This window comes from Duganella sp. CT11-25, from assembly GCF_047302815.1.
Lineage (GTDB): Bacteria > Pseudomonadota > Gammaproteobacteria > Burkholderiales > Burkholderiaceae_D > Rugamonas.
Genome location: NZ_JBKBFD010000001.1, coordinates 697,678 through 717,541, shown reverse-complemented (window position 1 = coordinate 717,541; position 19,864 = coordinate 697,678). Strand labels below are relative to the sequence as shown.

6 protein-coding genes are annotated in these 19,864 nt (G+C 69.2%); all 6 read left to right on the top strand.

The features are described from left to right. Genes ACEN9F_RS02795 through ACEN9F_RS02770 form a run of 6 tightly spaced genes read left to right on the top strand, consistent with a single transcriptional unit; the run spans nt 1 to nt 19,849 of the window. Complete coding sequence (locus ACEN9F_RS02795; protein ID WP_413417602.1) at nt 1-6,261, top strand: Ig-like domain-containing protein; 6,261 nt, start codon at nt 1-3, stop codon at nt 6,259-6,261. 3 nt (nt 6,262-6,264) lie between these two features. Next, nucleotides 6,265-6,762 carry a hypothetical protein gene (locus ACEN9F_RS02790; RefSeq protein WP_413417600.1) on the top strand — a complete coding sequence of 166 codons (498 nt, stop codon included), beginning with the start codon at nt 6,265-6,267 and terminating at the stop codon, nt 6,760-6,762. Then, a complete protein-coding gene (locus tag ACEN9F_RS02785) occupies nt 6,759-7,373 on the top strand; it encodes a hypothetical protein (RefSeq protein ID WP_413417598.1) in 615 nt (204 codons plus the stop codon). The genes ACEN9F_RS02790 and ACEN9F_RS02785 overlap by 4 nt, the downstream gene beginning before the upstream one ends. A gap of 60 nt (nt 7,374-7,433) precedes the next feature. Next, nucleotides 7,434-8,006 (top strand): hypothetical protein, encoded by a 573-nt coding sequence (locus ACEN9F_RS02780; protein ID WP_413417596.1) that lies wholly within the window; start codon nt 7,434-7,436, stop codon nt 8,004-8,006. 39 nt (nt 8,007-8,045) lie between these two features. After that, nucleotides 8,046-19,322: a carboxypeptidase regulatory-like domain-containing protein gene (locus ACEN9F_RS02775; RefSeq protein ID WP_413417594.1), complete on the top strand. Its 11,277-nt coding sequence runs from the start codon at nt 8,046-8,048 to the stop codon at nt 19,320-19,322. Further along, the gene (locus ACEN9F_RS02770) at nt 19,319-19,849 is read left to right on the top strand and encodes a TlpA family protein disulfide reductase (RefSeq protein WP_413417592.1); all 531 of its coding nucleotides are present in this window, start codon (nt 19,319-19,321) and stop codon (nt 19,847-19,849) included. The genes ACEN9F_RS02775 and ACEN9F_RS02770 overlap by 4 nt, the downstream gene beginning before the upstream one ends. Nucleotides 19,850-19,864 lie beyond the last annotated feature (15 nt).

The following is a 19,864-nucleotide window of genomic DNA, read 5'->3' as shown; positions in this document are numbered from 1 at the left end:
ATGTTTTTTGTGACGCAGCTGCGCGCTCTGGGCGCTTCTTTGCTGGCAGCGGTGTGTGCCTGTACCATGCTGCTGACGGCCGCCGGCGTCCAGGCCGCCGACTTGCCGCAATTCCTCGTGGTCGACTACCATCCCCTGTCCAAGACGCTGGCGCCCGGCGGCACGCCGGCCCATCCGCTATACGACTATGTGTACCGCGTCGATGTGCGCAACGCCGGCGCGGCCGCCGCCAATGTCAGCGGCGCCGTCCGCAGCCGCCTGCCCAGCATCACCGTGCCCGACGCCGGCGCCGATTTCGGCACGGTGGGCGCCCACCAGACCAAGGCCAGCACCGACACCATCACGCTGCGCGCCAACCAATTCTTCGACCGCCGCCTGGACCGCAAGGTGAGCGTCAACGGCAAAAGCCAGTACCAGGTCGACGGCATCGATGAGGACGACAGCCAGATACCGGGCTTGCCGCTGTTGCCCGGCCTGTCCGACGAGTTGCTGGGCTGGTTTTACGACATCAAGTTCCAGTTCCTGTTCCAGTGGACCTTCACGGTGCGCGACAATTCCGCGCCGGCCATCACCAAACTGCTGCCGCAACAGGGGCAGACCGACGGCAAACCCAGCATCAGCGCCAGCTACCAGGACGAGGCCGGCGGCAGCGGCGTGAACACCGCCAGCGTCAAGCTCAGCGTCGACGGCGCCGACGTCAGCGCCCAAGCCAAGATCAGCAGCACCGGCATCAGCTACAAGCCGGCCAAGGCGCTGGCCGAGGGCAGCCACACGGTGGCGCTGACGGTGGCCGACAAGTCGGGCAACAAAGGCAGCGCCAGCTGGAGCTTCGTGGTCGACACGCTGGCGCCCAAGGTCACGGCCGAAGCGCCGAAAGACTTGCGCAACGCCAGCCCGTCCGCCGTCATCAGCGCCAGCTACGGCGACCAGGGCGGCAGCGGCATCGATACCGCCAAGGTCACGCTCAGCGTCGACCGCGTCGACGTCACGGCCGCCGCCGTGGTCGGCCCGGCCGGCATCCGCTACACCCCGCCGCGCAAGCTGAGCGACGGCACCCACCGCGTGGCGCTGAAAGTGGTCGACGCGGTCGGCAACAGCAGCACCGACGAATGGAGCTTCGGCGTCGACAGCCGCGGCGTGACCATCACGCAACAGGCGCCGGCCGACGGCGCCGTGCTGGCGGCCGACGGCGTGCCGCGCATCGGCGCCACGCTGGTCAGCGTCGGTACCGTCATCGTGCCGGCCAAGACCGTGCTGACGCTGGACGGCAAGAACGTCACCGCCCAGGCCACGATCAGCACCGGCTGCATCGCCTATACGCCGCCGGCGGCGCTGGCCGAAGGCTTGCACACGGTGACGCTGTCGGTCACCGACAAGCTGGGCTATGTCGCCGAATCCAGCTGGCATTTCATCACCCGCAGCGCGCCCGAGATCACCGCCGTGGCGCCGCAGGATGTGGTGTTGAACGCCCAGGCCAGCGTGGCCATCAGCGCCCGCTACCGCGACACCGGCGCCGGCATCGACACCGCCGCCGTGGTGCTGCGGCTGGACGGCATCGACGTCACCACCCAGGCCCAGGTCGGCGCCACCGGATTGACACTGACCCCGGCCACGGCATTGGAGCAGGGCGTGCACGTGCTGACGCTGACCGTCGGCGACAAGGCCGGCAACAGCAGCACCACCACCTGGCGCTTCACGCTCGACAGCGGATTGCCGGTGATCAGCCAGCAACTACCGAAAGACGCGCTGGTCGCCAGCGCCACGCCGCGCATCAGCGCGGCCTATCAGGATACGGGCGAGCGCGGCACCGGCATCGATACCGCCAAGGTGCGGCTGGCCATCGATGGCGTCGATGTGACGGCTCACGCCCAGGTCGGTGCGACAGGCATCAGCTATACCCCTTCGCAGGCCTTGGCCGGCGGTCTGCGCACGGTCACATTGTCGCTGGCCGACCAGGCGGGCAACGCGGTCGGCAGCGTGTGGAGTTTCACTATCGATGCGGACGGCCCCGTGATCGCCGGTAGCGTCGCGCCCGAGCAAGGTGCGCTGCTGGCGGCGGACGTGCTGCCCGTGATCAGCGCCCAGTACCAGGATGCGGGCGGCGGCGTCGACGCCGGCCGCGTGGTGCTGGAAATCGACGGCCAGGCGGTGACGGCCCAGGCCGCGGTGTCGGACACCGGCATCCGTTATCAGCCGACTCAGCCGTTGGCCGAAGGCGATCACACGGTGGTACTGACCGTGCAGGACCGCGCCGGCAACAGCAGCCAGCGCAATTGGTCCTTCAAGACCGCCACGGCGCCGCAGATACTGACTTTCGGCCCCAGCGCCGTCATACTGCCGGGCCAGGCCCAGCCGAATATCTTTGCCAGCTACAGCGATGTCGGTTCCGGCGTCGATCCCGCCTCGGTCCGCCTGTTGTTCGACGGCGCCGACGTCACGGCGCAGGCCCAGGCCGGCGCGGACAAAATCGAATACGCGGCACCCCGGCCCCTGGTCGATGGCGACCATGCGGTGCTGTTGACGCTGGCCGACCGCAGCGGCAACATCGCCCAGCAACAATGGGCTTTCGCGGTCAAGACGGTGAATACCGCACCGCCGCTGATCAGCCAGCAGAGTCCCAGCGAGGTTTACCTGCCGAGCGGTGCCACGCCGGTCATCGGCGCCAGCTATGCCGCAACCGGTCCGGCGATCGATACCGCCCGCGTGCGGCTGCTGCTCGACGGCGTCGACGTCAGCGCCAAGGCCGTCGTCAGCGCAACCGCCATTCGTTACACGGTGCCGGCGCCACTGGCCGACGGCAACCACACCGTCAGCCTGACCGTGCCTGATGTCGCCGGCAACGCGGCCATGTCCAGTTGGCGCTTCGGCACCGCATCGACGCCGGAAATTATCGCGGTGACGCCCAAGGACGTCGCGCTGCCGTCCGGCAGCAAGCCCGTGCTCTCGGCCAAGTTCCTCAGCGCGAGCGCCAGCATCGACGCCGCCAGCGTGTTGATGGTGGTGGACGGCGTCGATGTGACGGCGAAGGCGACCGTCAGCGCGGGCGGCGTCAGCTTCACGCCGGCGCAAGCGCTGGCCGAAGGCAACCACAATGTCTATGTGACCGTGAGCACGCGCAGCGGTGCGGCGGCCGAGGCGTTCTGGGGCTTCGACATCGCGCCGCTCACCACCTACGACGTCGCCATCGTCAGTCCGGCAAGCGGCGCCGTCAGCGGCCTCGGCCGGCTGCAGGTGACGGCGACGGCCACGTCGAGCGCCAGCTATGCGCAGGCGCTCAGCGCCAACGGCGTCGAGATGGCGCCGGTTGCCGGTGGTGGCTTCGGCGCCACCGTGGAGCTGGCCGATGGCAGCAATACGGTGACGGTGACCGCCACCTATGCCGACGGCACGATGCGCAGCGCCAGCACGGTCGTGACCTACGATGCGCCGCCGGTGGTGACGATACGCGGCCCGACCGACAAGGCTACGCTCGGACCGGTCAATCCGAACAGCCCGCGCGATCTGAGCGGCAACGTCGAACGGCCGGTGACCATCACCGGCACGGTCAGCAAGCCGGTTGCCGGCGTGACCGTCAACCAGCAGGCGGCGCAGCTCGACGCCGGCGGAACCAGCTTCAGTTTCCCCAACTTCTTCCTGCATGAGGGCATCAACTTGCTCAACGCGGTTGCCACCGACGCCGGTGGACGCACCGCCACCGCCAGTGTCACCGTGACGGTGGACCAGACGGCGCCGCTGCTGAGCGTGGAAGCGCCGTTGAAGGACGCGATCACCTCCAATGCCCGGATCGACGTGCGCGGCGTGGTCAACGACGCGGTCGAGGGCTGGGCCGACGTGCCTTATCCGCAGGTCACCGTCAGCAATGCCGCCAACCAGCAGGTACGCAGCGCCAAGGTGTCCGACCGCTTCTACATCGCCGAAGACATACCGTTGGAGGTCGGCGCTAATGTGCTGCGCATCGCCGCAATCGACCACGTTGGCAACGCGCGCCAGCAGGACATCACGGTGACCCGCATCGCCGCCGGCTCGGACCGCCTGACCATGCTGGGCGGCAACCGCCAGCGCGGCGCCCTCAACAGCCCCCTGGCCAAGCCGCTGGCGGTGGTCGCATTGGCCCGAGACGGCAATCCGCTGGCCAACACGGCACTCACCTTCGATGTGCTGCGCGGCACCGGCAGCATCGCCGCGACCGCAGGCGGTGCGGGCCAGGCCGGCGCCCCCGTGCGCAACCTGGTGGTCAGGACCGATCAGGCCGGCCGAGCGCAGGTCTGGCTGACGCTGGGCAAGCAATCCGGCGAGGCCGGCAACATGGTGCGGGCCTCGCACCCCGCGATCGGCGAGGACGTGGTGTTTACCGCCACCGGCGACAAGGGCGCACCGGCATTCATCCGCGCCGACAGCGGCGCGACCCAGTTCGGCGAGACCGGCGCCAGCGCGCTGGAACCGCTGTCGGCCGTGGTGACCGACAGCGAGGAAAACCGCGTGCCCGACATCGCCGTGGTATTCAGCGTGGAGCAGGGCAGCGCCGGCTTTGTCGACGCCAATGGCACGCTGTCGGCCAGCTATACCGCGCGCACCGACAACAACGGCATGGCCACCGCCCGTCCGCTGTACGGCGCCGAGCCGGGACTGGTGCGCATCAATGCGCGCGCGCTCGATCCGGCGCGCCAGACCGAGATCCAGGGCGCGAGCTATCAGTTGCAGGTGTTGCGCCAGCAGGACGGGCCGACCCGCTTCAGCGGCAAGGTGTTGAGCCACAGCGGCCAGCCGCTGCCCGGCGTGCGGGTATCGATCGGCCGCACCAGCCTGTCGGCGACGGCCGACGATAGCGGCTACTTCACCTTCCCCGGCCAGGTGCCGCCCGGCAAGCTCGACCTGTTCATCGACGGCCGTACCGCCAACGTGCAGACCAGCCAGTATCCGGCGCTGCATTTCGAGGCGCTGGCTGTGCGCGGACAGGACAATGTGCTGCCGCATGCGATCTACCTGCCGCCGTTGCTGATGAGCGAGGCGAAAATCGTCGGCGGCAACCAGGACGTGACGCTGAAGATCCCTGGCTTCGAAGGTTTCGAGATGGTGGTCAAGGCCAACAGCGTGACCTTCCCGGACGGCTCGCGCAGCGGCCCGCTGGTGGTCAGCCCGGTCCAGCAGGACAAGTTGCCAATGGTGCCGCCGGGCGGCTACAACGGCTTCATGTCGCCGGCCTGGACCATCCAGCCGAGCGGTACGCGCTTCGATCCGCCGCTGCAGGTCAAGGTGCCCAACAGCCTGGGTTTGAAGCCGGGCGAGACGCGCGCCATTTACCAGTGGGATCATGACCTGGCGACGTTTGTGCCGATGGGACGGGCCACGGTATCGGAGGACGGCGCGCAGCTGGTCAGCGATGCCAACAGCGGCGTCACCAAGGCCGGCTGGGGCGGACCGCCGAATCCGCCGCCGGATCCGCCCAAGTGCGGCGTTTCCAAATGCTCGGCGTGCCAGAAGCGCAATCCGGCAGGGCAGGCGCCATGCTGCATGGCCGATCCCGCCAAGGATGGTTATGTGCGCAGTTCCGCTAACACCAAGCTGGAGTTGCAGAGCGTGGTGCCGATCGGCAAGCTGGGGCGCGCGGTAGGCGTCGAATTCTCGCTCAGCACCAAGGGCGAAGTGTCGGCGGCCGGCGACGACAGCTGTTGCGCGAAAAAAGGCGAACAGGGCGCGATGAAATATTCGCTCAGCGGCAACCTGGTGGCGGAGTTCGAAGCGGCGGTGCCACTGCTGCCTATCCTGAGACTGATACCGGTGGGCGACTTCATCCCGGGCGGCAATGCGGTCATTCCGCAAGCCAAATTCAAGCTCAGCCTGTCGGCGGGCGGCAGCGGCGAGTACGACGGTTGCTCGGAAGCTGGCCAGGCCAGCGGCAAGCTGACCGGCGGTCTGGAAGTCGACCTGTTGTCGCTGAGTGACGAATGGGAATTGAAATACAAGCGCAAGGGCCCCTATGGCGGCCAGATGGTGACCGATACCCAGAAGATCACGTTGCTGGAAATCGGCGCCACGGGGCAAGCCAGCGGCAGTCTGCAGGAATGGCCCAAGAACGGCCTGGTTGGGGAATACGGCTATTCGATCGCGGTGTTTGTCCGCTTGCCGCAAATCTCGGTCGGCTCGTTCAATATCACGCTGGGCGAGTTTTCGGTGCCATTGCTGCAAAAGGTGCCGCCGGGCAAATTCAATTGTCCTATGGTGAACGGCAAGCTCACCGGCGATTGCAAGACGCAGGACTAGACCATGAAACAGCACTCCGTCCGCCGCGCATGGATCTGGGCCGCCGTCCTGGCGCTGGTTCACGCGTTCGGCTGGGCCGTCTTTTATTACTCGCTGGAGCTGGACAACTACAACAAGCTGGCGCCGCGCCAGGTCGTGCTGGTGGACGTCAAGTTCACCGACAAGGACCCGCTGCGGCCGGCGCGGCCGTTCTGGCGGCTGTATCTGAAGGTGCGGCCGGCCGATGCGCCGCAAGGGCGGGTGCAGGACCTGGAGCCCGGACACGGCCAGTCGACCGCCGAACTGCAAGCCTATTCCGAGCAGCACCGGCCGGGCGATGTGGTGACCGCATGGGTCTATCGCCGCAGCGGCGACGTGTACGACGTCTTCCCGCCTGAAGCGCCGGATTTTCCGCGTATTTATGCAATAGCGTTGGTCTCCATCGGGCTGTTGACCGCCATGGTGACGCTGGCGATTTTTGCCGTGCGCATGTCAAAACAATCTAAAGGAAGCCCATCATGACTCTACTGAAATCCACCGCCGCCGGCGTCATGCTGCTGCTCGGCGCGCTGGCCGTCTCGCCTGGCGCGCTGGCGCAGGCTACGCCGGCGGAAGTGCCGACCGGCCCGCCGGTCTTCAAGCAGACCATCGAAGAGGTGCTGCACAACTACGTGGTGACGCCGTACCAGCCCGAACTTGGCGTCGACAGTGCGGCGATTCCGGCCGGCAGCGTGGAAAAAGTGGTGTCGGCATGGATCAAGGCCATGCAGGCGGGCCAGTACGACGCGGCGCTGGGGTATTGGGATGCGCCATCCAAAGCCCAGATCGCCGACCGCAACCGCGCGCTCGGCAAGTCGCCCGCCGACTGGGCCGGCGAGTGGGGCCGCCTGTACGGCGCCAATAAAGCCGTGCTGACGCACAAGATCAAGTACGGCAAGTTCTGGCTCGTCGCCTACAGCGTGAAAAATCCGGCCGGCCAGTTGGTATTGCGCGAGACGGTTGCGCTCGACAACGCCGGCGGCAAATGGCAGCTGACGCTGGCCCTGGCCGAGAACGTTGTGCTGTCCAACTGGGAGTCGGACAAGCAGCGCATCCAGCGCCTGGCCGCGCCCTTGTACAAAACGGTGAAATGACGGCGCGAGATGATTAATTACCGCAAAGGCCTCGGTGCCGCCTGCATGGTGCTTGGGGCCATGCACCCAACTATCACGCTGGCGCAAAAGCTCGGCCCGGCGTCCGCACGCCAACTGGTCGTCGAAACCAGTTATCAGTACAGCCGCTTCCCCTATGCGGAAGCACCCGGCTTCACGGCCGGCAAGGATTTGCCGGCCGTCGACCAGGCTGGTCCGGAGATGGCGCTGGCGCGCTACCTGACTGTCCTGGCCAAGGGACAGGTACGCGAATCGCTCGCCGCCTGGAATGCCGACTCGCAGAAGCTGATACGGAAAAAGAATAGCGGCATCTCCGACAGCGAACTGCGCCAAAGCATGGTGACCAGTAACAACGGCGTGCACTTCGACCTGCTGGCCCGCGTGGTGTACGGCGACTACGTGATCATTGAAATCGCTCCGCGCGCGCAACCTGGGCAGGCGAAACCCGACACCGACTCGTATGCGCTCAAGAAGACGGGCGCGGCCTGGCTGCTGACCCAGGAATTGGCGGATGACCCGGTGATGTGCTGCCGCGATAGCGGACAGCAGCGCATCCGCCGCGTTGGCGTCCCGGGCGGCGACTTCCGTCGAACGCTCGAAGTGCTGAACCGATAGCGCGCACTTACAGAAGAATTTAAACAGGAGTCCCCGTCCATGCAGCCCATACAGCGCTTTATCGCCCGTGCCCGTACATACGCAAAAGAACATGCGCATGCGCTGCTGCTCGGCATGGCGATCGCCATGACTGCGCCGGCGATGGGGCAGAGTGTCCAGCCTGCCGTGGGGGCCTCCTGCACCATCAGCGCGCTCAACCGCAACGCCCCGGTGGCGCCGGACAACAGTTTTGAAATCTATAACATCCCCGGCGACAGCGGCCCGTTCCGTGCCCGCGCCACCTGCTCGGACGGCACGGTCGGCCAGACGCCGGTCACCTTTCCGGAAATCGGCAGCACCGTGGTCTACACCGGCGACGTGGTCTGGGGCAAGCTCGACCCGACCCCGCTGGCGCTCGGCCTGCGCGCCGCCAACCAGCGCCTGAACAGCGCCCAGACCGCGCAACTGGTCGCCACCGCCGTGCTGGACAACGCCGCCGTGCGCGACGTCACGCCGCGCGCCGAGGGCACCCGCTATACGGTCAGCAACGCCTTGCTGGCCTCGGTCACCCAGGATGGCCTGGTCACCGTGCTGCCGCTGTTCGCCAGCGGTTCCAGCGCGCGCGTGGTGACCACCGCCACCAACGAGGGCGGCATCGCCGCCAGCTATATGTTCGTGCTGGGCCCGCGCGGCACGCTGTCCGGCCAGGTCACGCGCGCCGACGGCATCACGCCGGTGGCCGGCGCCCAGGTCACCGTGATGCGCCACCAGCCAATGGAACAGGCCGGCACCGCGCTGACCGACGCCGGCGGCCGCTACGCGCTGGCCGATGTCAACGCCGGCAGCTTCACGCTGTCGGTCATCGATCCGGCCAGCGGCGACCGCGGCCAGGCCGCCGCCAGCATCGCCGGCGAGGGCGAGAACGGCACCGCGAATATCAAGCTCAACGGACAGGGCCAGGTACAGGTCACCGTGGTCGATGCCGCCAACCAGACCGTGGCCGGCGCCGGCGTGACGCTGACCGCGCTGGGCGCGGTGCGCGATACCCGCACGCTGTCCACCGACGTCGGCGGGCGCGTGACGTTCGCCGCCGTGGCCGCCGGCGACTTCACGGTATCGACCCGCGACCCGGTGTCGCGCCTGGTCGGCACCGCGGTCGGCGTGCTGCCGGTCGGCGCCGTGCTGCCCGTGACCTTGCAACTGCAGCCGGTCGGCACCGTCGCCGGCACGGTCTTGGGCGCCGACGGCGCCGTGGCGCAGGAGGGCGTGCAGGTGCGCATCCTGTCGCGCGAGCGCGGCATCGTGTCGCAATCGGTCACCGGCGCCGACGGCCGCTTCAGCTTCAATCCGCTGCCGCTGTCGGACGGCCCGTTCACGCTGGACGCCTTCGTCGACGGCCGCTTGCGCGCCCGCGTGCCGGACCTGGTGCTGTCGACGCCGAACCAGGTGCTGAGCCAGGACGTGCGCTTCAGCTCGGTCGGCACGGTGCGCGGCATCGTCAGCGACGCCAACGGCAAGGCCTTCGAGCGCGCGACGCTGGCGTTGCAAATGCTTGACGGCCTGCGCCAGAACTTCAGCATCGGCGCCGGCGCCGACGGCGTGTTCCTGCTGCAAGGCATCCCGGTCGGCAACTATCGCCTGACCGCCAGCACCCCCGACGGCCGCAGCGGCAGCGTGCAGGGCAATATGCCGGCCGACGGCGCCGAGGTGCTCAGCGACGTGCAACTGGCCGCCAGCGGCCTGGTCGGCACGGTCTACCTGCGCGACGGCGTCACGCCGGCCGGCGCCGGCGTCGCCGTGTATCTGCAGCGCCGTCCGACCGAACAACAGCTGACGCTGACCCTGGCCAGCGGCGCGCCCGCCGTCGTCGGCAGCGCGCTGACCAATGCGCAAGGCCAGTACAGCTTCGCCATCAGCAACCCCGACCTGTACGTGGTGCAGGCGCAGCAGGGCGACAACCGCGGCCGCACGCAGATCGCGATCACCGCGCTGGTGGCCGGCAAGCCGGACACGGCCAACGTGGCCTTCCTCGGCAAGGGCAGCGTCGGCGGCGTGGTGCGCGACGGCAGCGGCCAGCCGCAAGCCGGCCTGGCGGTGACGGTCAAGAGCGTCGGCGCCTTCACCAACAGCTGGACCACCAGCACCGACGCCAGCGGCCGCTATGCGCTGGCGGGCGTGTATGTGGGCGACATCGTGGTGTCGGCCGAGAACAGCGTCAGCAAGCTGGGCGGCGTCAGCAACGGCCGCATGATCGCCGAGGGCGACAGCCTGGCGCTGGACGTCACGCTGAGCGCGACCGGCACCGTGCGCGGCCGCGTGCTGCGCGCCGACAACAGCACGGCCGCCGCGGCGCCGCTGCTGGTGCAGCTGTACCGCGACGGCAGCGGCTCGATGGTGGCCAGCCAGACCGTGGCCAACGGCAACCAGTATGAATTCGGCCTGGTGCCGCTGGGCCGGGTGCGCATCGTCGCCACCGAGACCGCCAGCGGCGACCAGGGCTTGACCAACACCATCCTGTCCAGCGCCAACGAAGTGCGCAGCGCCGACGTGCGCCTGATCGGCCAGGGCGCGGTGCGGGTACGCGTGGTCGATGCGGCCGGCGCGCCGGTCAGCGGCGCCACGGTCGGCGTCACCAGCCTGTCGGCCTTCGGCGGCACCAGCACCCAGGTCACCGACGCCGCCGGCGTGCTGCTGTTCCAGCCGGTGTTCAACGGCGACTTCAGCGTCGCGGCGCGCAAGCCGGCGCAGATCGGCCAGCTGGCCGGCGATGCCCAGGGCACGCTGGTCAACGGCCAGACGATCGAGCTCGGCATCACGCTGAGCGGCCGGCCGACCGGCAAGATCGGCGGCATCGTGTTCGGCCCGGACGGCGTCACGCCGCGCGACAAGGTGGCGCTGGAACTGAGCCCGGCGCCGGCCGGCAACAACAAGAACTACAAGACCGTCACCGGCGCGGACGGCCGCTACCTGTTGGAGAATATCGAAGGCGGCACCGGCTACACGCTGAGCGCGCGCATGGCGGACCCGAGCGTCGACCAGCGCCTGCGGGCCCGCGCCGCGCCGCTGCTGATCGCCACGCAAGATCAGCAGCTGTCCAAAAACCTGCAGCTGTTCGGCGCCGGCATCGTGACCGGCCGCGTCGCGCTGGCCGACGGCACGCCGGCCAAGGGCATCACCGTGGTGTTCAACAACCCCGACCCGACCTTCGGCCGCAATCCGAACACCGACGGCAGCTACAGCACCGTCACCGACAGCGACGGCAACTACACGCTGGCCGACATGCCGTCCGGCGACTTCACGCTGCGCGCCCAGAACGCCAGCCAGACCTTGCGCGCCGAAGCGAACGGCCGCATCCGCTTCGACCAGGACCACGTGGTGCTGGACCTGACGCTGGTGGACAACTCCGTCGGCATGCCGTACACGCTGCGCGACGCCAGCGCCATGCCGTTCGACATCGCCGGCGACGGCTCGGTGATCAACGGCAAGAACGGCATCTTCACCGGCCTCGGCCCGGACGCGCGCGGCATGCGGCTGGACATCGTCACCGGCGGCGTGCCGCTGCCGTTCCGCAACGGCGACGGCAGCATCGGCCGCCTGAGCCAGCAACAGCAGCAGATCGAGCTCGACGAGGACAACGCCTCCGGCCTGCGCGTCTCGCGCAACATCTACGTGCCCAAGGACGGCTACTTCGCGCGCTACGTGGAAATGCTGGAGAACCGCGGCACGGCGCCGGTCACGGTCGACGTCCGCCTGACCACCCACCACAGCCAGAGCGACAGCAATCCGCGCGTGGTCGACAGTTCCGACGGCGACGACGTGCTGTCGGTGCAGGATGCGGTCAACCGCGACCGCTGGCTGGTGGTGGATGACCAGCGCGACGCCGATCCGTTCCAGAGCGGCTCGGTGCCGGCCACCGGCCATCTGTTCGACGGCCAGGGCGGCGCCCGCCAGGTGGCCGCCGCCGGCTACGAGCTGGTCGGCCAGACCGGCAAGCTGGTGCTGCAATGGGCTGCGATCACGCTGCAGCCGGGCCAACGCACCGCGCTGATGCACTTCGATTTCAACCAGGTCGACCGCTACCGTGCCCGCGAAGCGGCATTGCGCCTCGCGCAACTGCCGCCGGAAGCGCTGGCGGGCTTGAGCGAGGATGAACGCGCGGCGATCTCCAACTTCCAGCTGCCGGCCGACGGCGTCGGCACGGTGCCGGCGTTGCCGCCGGTGGGCGCGGGCCGCATCGCCGGCAGCGTGCTGTCGGGCGACGGCGTGACGCCGGTCGCCGGCGCCGCCGTGCGCCTGCGCAGCAAGCTGCCGATGTTCGGCCGTGTCTACACGGTCGTCAGCGACGCCGCCGGGCGCTATGCGCTGGCCGGCAAGCTGGACGGCAGCGCCGACGCCATGGCGCTGCCGCTGTACGGCTTCGACCTGGATGCGGTCCATCCGCAGACCCGGGCCGCCAGCTCCGCCACGGTGGGCGACTTCCCGGCCGACGGCGGCGCCGTCGCCCAGGACCTGACCTTCAACGGCACCGCCACGCTGCGCGGCGTCGTGCGCCGCAACGGCGGCACCCTGATGGCCGACAGCGATGTCTGGGTCATGCTGGACGCCGGCCAGCGCTACCAGGTGCGCAGCGGCGCCGACGGCAGCTACGCGCTGACCGGCCTGCCGCCGCGCGACTACCCGGTGCAGGCCAGCAAGGATCATCCGCAAATGAACGTCGGTTCCTGCTGCGGCATCGAAGGCAAGACACAGGTGGCCGCGGTGGCCGGCGCCACCACGGTGGCCGACATCACGCTGGAACAAGTGGGCGCGGTCAGCGGCATCGTCCGCGCCGCCAATGGCGATCCGGTGGTCGGCGCCCAGCTGCGCCTGAGCGACAGCCTGCAGCGCGCGGCGCGCCTGACGGTCAGCGACACCGCCGGCCGCTACCGCTTCAGCGACGTCAGGCTGGGCCTGACCCGGATCGACGCCTACGACGACGTCAGCAAGGCCGGCGCCAGCGCCACCGTCGATGTCTCGGCCGACAACGAAGCGCTGCTGAACCTGGCGCTGAAGGGCTTCGGCACCGTCGACGTGCAAGTGAACTTCGCGCGCGGCGCGCCGGCGCCGGGCGCGCCGGTGCTGCTCGGCTCCGAGCAGCTGAGCACGGATACCGCGGGCCGCGCCAGCCGCAGCGTGCAGGTCGGCGCCTACCACGTGCGTGCCAAGCATCCGGACAATACGTTCGAGAGCGCGCTGTGGGGTGAGGGCGACGTCACGCTGGACGACAACGGCGGCCACGCCGGCATCACGCTGACGCTGAAGGCGGCCGGCGCGGTCAAGGGCAGTGTGGTGCGGCCGGACGGCAGCACGCTGGCCGGCGGCTTCCCGTACACGGTGCGCCTGCTGAACGGCGCCAGCAACGCTGCGCGCGGCGGCAATACCGACGCCGTGGGCAATTTCCGCATCGGCGGACTGCCGCTGGGCCTGTATCTGGTCAGCGCCTACGACAAGGTGCTGAACCGCTACGCCGACGCCGAAGTGACGGTGGCGGCCGACGGCGACGAAGCCGCCGTGGCGCTGCGCCTGGAAGACAACCGCATCGCCTTGCCGGCCACGCAGCGCGACGCCAACCGCTTCGACTACGATGTGCAGTCGGACGGCGGCATGGCCAGCGGCTACCTCAGCTATGCCGGCGCGGCGCGGCTGGAGATCGACGGCCAGCCTTACAGCGGCGACAACAGCGCGGTGCTGGAACTGGGCAAGCGCCAGTTCGCTATCGCCCAGGAAACCGCGCTGAGCGGCCTCAAGGTGAGCCGCAAGGTCTACGTGCCGAAGGGCGGCTATTTCGCCCGCTATCTGGAAGTGCTCGACAATCCGGGCTCGGCGCCGGTGGCGGTGCGGGTAAGCCTGCGCAGCCAGTATCCGAGCGGAAAACTGGTCGCCACCAGCAGCGGCGCGGCCACGGCCAGCACCGCCGATCGCTGGCTGCTGCTGGACGACGCCGACGGCGGCGATATCCTGTTGGGCGGCGACCAGCCGTCGGCGGCCGAGGTGTTCGGCCAGGCCGGCGCCGCGCGCAACAACGACCAGTTGCAACTGGACGACGCCGGCGCAGGCACCAGCCTGATGCAGGGCTGGCAACTGACCGTGCCGGCCGGCGGCAAGGTTGCGCTGCTGCACTTCATGGTGCAGCAGGTCAACCGCAACGGCGCCCTGGCCGCCGCCCAGCGCCTGGTGCAACTGCCGCCGGAAGCGCTCGACGGCCTGACGGCCGAGGAAGCCGCGGCCATCGTCAACTTTACCGTGCCGGCCGACGGCGTCGGCACGGTGGCTTCGCTGCCGCCGCTGACGGCCGGCGTCAGCGGCCGGGTGGTCGAGGGCGACGGCGTCACCGCCGTCAACAACGCCCGCGTCACGCTGCAGAGCAGCCATCCGCTGTTCAACCGCGTATGGGGCCTGCAGCGCGACCAGTCGCCGTATTGCGAAATGAGCGGCACGCCGCTGGCGGCGCTGGTCACGCGCAACACCACCAACCAGGATCCTAACCTGGTGGTCACCGGCGCCTACAGCCTGCAAGGCCAGCTGACCGACAACGACAGCATCGCGCTGCCGGTGGGCGTCGACCTGCGCCTGGTGGTGCAGGAATCGCAAGGCTGCTTCGTCGATTACAGCGGCCACCCGGTCACCCGCCTGCAACAGCAGCCGGTGGTGCTGGCCGCCGCGCCCGGCATGGTGCAGGACCTGCGCTTCGGCTCGGGCATCCTGACCGGCACCGTCAGCGGCGCGGCCGGCCTCGGCATCACTTCCGGCCGCGTATGGCGCAGCATCGACGATCCGGACGATCCGAAATACCTGTGGGTACCGATCGGCGTCGACGGCACCTATGTGTTCCCGGGCCTGGAGCCCGGCAACTACGACATGCTGGCCAGCGTGCCGCATCCGCAGGGCAGCGCGCTGCGCGGCGAACGGCTGCAGGCGACCGTAACACTGGGCAAGACCACCGTCACCGACCTGTCGCTGCAAGCCACCGGCGCGATCAGCGGCACCGTCGTGACCAGCAACGGCGAGGCCAGCGTCAACGCCAGGGTCGAGCTGATCGGCGACGCCGCCGGCCAGCAATACGATGCCTGCGCGCCGTGCACCACGCGCTACGAGGCCAACATCGGCCGCCGCGCCGTCAGCCGCGCGGTGGTGACCGACACGCTGGGCCGCTATGCGTTCAGCGCGGTGCCGGCCGGCAGCTTCCTGGCCTTGGCGACCGATCCGATTTCCGGCGGCAAGCAGCTGGTGGCGATCGACGTCGCCCAAGGCCAGACCGCGGTGCAGAACGTCACGCTGCTGGCGCTGGGCTCGGCGCGCCTGACGCTGGTCAAGGCCGGCGGCGCGCCTGCGCCCGACGCCAACGTCTACCTGTTGGCCCAGGCCGACGGCGCGGAACGCCTGGCGGGCCGCACCAACGCGGCCGGCCAACTGACGGTCGCCAATATTCCGCAGGGCGACTACCGGTTGCGGATCACCGATCCGCGCTATCCGTTCAATACCAGGCTGGAGCGCGTGGTGACCGGCAACATCGCCAACAACGGCGACGTCCAGCAACTGTCGGCCACCTTGCTGTCGGTCGGCAGCCTGCGCCTGACGGTGCTTGACGGCGACAACGGCAACGCGCCGCTGACCGGCGTCGGCGTCACCGTCGACCGCATCTCGTTCGGCCAGATCGGCGCCGAGGGCAGCATGTTGCTGCCGGCGCTGAGCGAAGGCGAGGTCGAGATCGCCGTGCAGAAGACGCTGGAGGCTTCGCTGGCCACACTGAGCACGCGCACCACCATCGGCGTCATCGACGACAACGCGGTGCGCGAGCTGCCGCTGGCGCTCAAGCGCAGCGTGGGCAGCCTGAACATCACGGTGCTGAACAAGGACCAGGCCAACGCGCCGGTGCCTGGCGCCCAGGTGTCGCTGAGTTCCGGCGCCGGCTCGCCGCTGGTGCTGGGTAACACCGACGCCAACGGCCAGCTGTTCCGTCCGGGCGTGCCGATGGGCAGCTACCGCATCACCGCGCGCGCCAGCTTCAACGGCGTGCCGCAGGAGGCCGCCGTGGCCGGCGAGATCACGCCGCAGAACATCGGCCAGACGCAGTCGGCGACCGCCACCTTCGAGCGCTCGGTGCTGCAGCAGGGCCTGCTGTCCTTCGACGGCGAGCGCCAATTGTTCTCGGTGCCGATGAACGTCGCCGATGTGCTGGCCATCAGCCTGAAGGGCGTGCCGCGCGATCCCGTGCCGGCCGCTTACCTGGTCAGCACCGCCGTATACGACCGCAGCACGCAGGTGGTCGCGGCCGGCTACGCCTTCGGTCCTGCCGGCAACTATGCGCAGACCAGTACCCAGGGCAACCTGAAGAGCGTCAAGGCCAACGCCACCGCCAACTACACCATCTCGGTGGCGCCTTACAACAGCGAGGCGCGCAATCTGGGCGGCTATGAACTGGCCGCCACGGTCAACGGCACGCCGGTGTTCCTGCTGCCGTACCAGGATGGCGGCGCCGTCAGCGGCACGCTGTTCCGGGCCGACCGCCGCACGCCGGTGGCCGGTGCCGCCGTGCGCCTGCGCACGCTGGACAGCCTGCAGATGCAGGTCCAGACCAGCACCGATGCCGACGGCAAGTTCCTGTTCCCGAACGTGCCGCTGGCCAATTACGAGTTGCGCGCGCTGAACGGCACCACCGTGATCGGCAGCGCCACCGGCGTGCTGAGCACCGCCGGCGCCACCGTGGTGACCGACATCGTGCAACCGTCGGTGACGCTGGTGAACGTCCAGGTGCGCAATACCGACGGCACGCCGTTCCAGGGCGCGCAGGTCAGTTACACCAACAACAGCGGCGCCTCCGGCAATGTGACGCTGGACGCCGACGCGCGCGGCCAGCTGGTGTACACCGGCGATGTTCCGGTCACGCTCACGGCGATCAAGTCGTCCAACTCGCTGGTCTCGACCAGCAAGGTGGTGGCGGCGGCCGACGGCCAGACCGTCGACCTGGTGCTGACCTTGGCGTCGGCGCAGATCGGCGGCCGGGTGGTCACCGCCGCCGGGGCCGGCGTGGCCTATGCCGACGTCCAGGTCAACCGCGCGGCCGACGCCGCCCAGTACTGGCGCTACCTGACGCGCCGCCAGGCCGACAGCCAGGGCTATTTCAGCTTCCCCGAGCTGAGCGCCAATGACGAGCTGATCTTCTCGGCCCGAAATCCGTACGCGCCGGGCAATCCGCCCGGCTCGGTGCGGGTCACGGCGGCGCCGGGCCAGGTCATCACCGACCTGGTGCTGCCGATGCCGACCAGCATCACGATACGCGGCAAGGTCATGCTCTCGACCGGCCAGCCGTATGCGTCCGCCTTCGTCAGCATTCAATGGCAGAACCTGTTCGACATCGGCGCCGGCAACCAGTCCGCCTACACCGACCAGGACGGCAAGTTCCAGCTGAGCGGTGTGCCGGGCGGAACCCCGATCACGCTCGGCGCCAGCTACGAGAACCAATACGCGGACGGCGCCTCGGCGCGGATCGACGCCGCGCTGACGACCACGGTGCCGGCCGGCGTGCCGGTGGCCGACCTGCCGCCGCTGGTGCTGCAGATGGGGGCGATGGTCAGGGCCGGCCTGCGCACCGCCGACGGCTCGCAATTGCCGTGGGGCGATTGCGACTTCACCATCAAGGCCGGCAGCATCGACGGCACCCGCCGCAGCAACTGCGACGGCGAGCTGGTGTATGCGGGCCTGCCGGCCGGACCGGTGCAGATCAGCATCGCGCCGAGCGGCCGCGCGCCATACGGCACGGTCACGGTGAATGCCGTGACCGACCAGGAAGTCGCGGCGCAGGTCACGCTGTCCAAGATCGCCGGCGTGGTGCGCTACGCCAACGGTGGGCCCGCCGCCTATCCGACCGTATATCTGCTGGACGCGGCCGGCGAGCTGCTGATGGCCGACGGCGGCGACAGCGACGGCAACTACGCGATCTACGGCGCCCGCGCCGGCGCCTTCAGCATCAGCGCCCAGGACAGCAACGGCCTGGCCAGCACCGTCAACGGCACGCTGGCCGATACCTCGCAGGTAATGACGCTGGACCTGACGCTGCCGCCATACGGCACGGTGAGCGGGGTGGTGCGCAACGCCCAGGACGCGCCGGTGGCCAACGCCCAGGTCTACCTGCGCGCCGGCGCCGCCGAGTACGAGCGCAACGCCGTCACCGACGACAGCGGCCGCTACACGATAGAGATGGTGCCGGTCGGCGGCTTCGTAGTGTCGGCCAGCGACAACACGGGCAGCAGGGCCAGCGTCAGCGGCCAGCTGGCCGCCGGCGGCGCCAGCGTCACGGCCGACCTCCGCCTGCCGGCCACCGGCACGGTCAGCGGCAAGGTACTGGGCGCCACGGGCAGCACCGGCATCGCCAACGCCGATGTGCAGCTGAGGTTCATCGAGGCCGACGGCGCCTTCGGCAACTTCTCCGCCGGCACCCAGTCCGACGCCAGCGGCGCCTACCAGTTCGGCAATGTGGCGCCGGGGCTGGTCAGCGTGCAGGCCTTCAACAGCCAGCAGACGCTGGGCGGCGTCGCCACCGCCACCGTGGTGTCCGCCGGTGGCGTCAATGCCGACGTCCGCCTCGGCACGGCAAGTCAGTTGCCGCTGCTGATGGCAGGGGCCGACAACCAGGACTATGGCATCGACGAAGCCGGCATGCTGTCGTCGATGACGCACCAGCAGTGCTGCCGCTACACCACGTATTACGGCCTGGTGGTCAATGGCGTTCCGTTCACGCCGGGCGGCGTGGCCAGCGCCATCGAGGCCGGCCGTGAATATACGCTGGGTCCGCGCGTGCATGGCGGCCTGCGGGTGACGCGCCGTATCTATGTGCCGGCCGCCGGCGGCTATGTGCGCATGATCGAGACCCTGAGCAACACGACCGCGGCGCCGATCGACGCCGTGGTGAAAATCAGGGGCTTGCCGCAGGCGGAAGAGGGCGGGCTGATGATGAAGAAGCTGGACGCCGGCAGCGGCTACGTGATCTACACCGCGCCCGGCTATAGCGGCCAGTTGTATGGCGCGGTGGCCACGGTGTACCAGGGCACGGGCGGCATCGCGCCGTCCAGCCTGAACTTCTTCGGCGCCGACGCCAGCTTCGACTACGGCTGGAAGCTGCCGCTGGCGGCCGGGCAGACCATCAGCCTGATGCACTTCAGCAGCTCGCTGCCGGACAGTAGCGCGCCGAGCGCCAAGAGCCGGGCCCAGGCCCTCGGCAACGGCAGCGACGCCAACATGCTGCACGGTCTGACACCCGCCGACAAGGCGGCCATCCAAAACTTCAAGCTGAATCCATGAACGCCATGAACCTGATCCTGATCTCGCGGGTGCGGCGCTGGGCGGCGCCGCTGTTGCTGATGCTGGCGGCGGCAGCGCCGCACGCGGCCGAATCCCATCGTCCGCTGCCCGATGCCGTCGTCGTCGACCGCGCCGGCATGGTCACGCAGACGGCCGCGCTGCAGCCGGGCGGTCCGTGGGCGCTGCTGATGCTGGACGCCGGCATGGCCTCCAGCCAGGCCTGGCTGGACATGCTGGCCCAGCGCCCGCAAGACTACGGCGACAAGCTGGTGGTGGTGGCCACCGGCAAGCCCAAGGCGGTGCAGGACTTCATCGAGCGCAACCAGAAGCTGCAGGGCGTGCGCTGGTTCAGCGATGGCGCGCCCGGGCTGGCGAGCGCGCTGCGGCTGAGCGCGACACCCTCGCTATACGCCATCAACGGCGCCGGCGAGATCGCCTGGCAAGTGGTCGGCACGCCGCAGCGCACGCGCATCGAAACACTCATACGTCAGTGGCTGCGCGTAGCGCCGGTCGCGGTCCAACCTTGATTCGGAAACGGTATT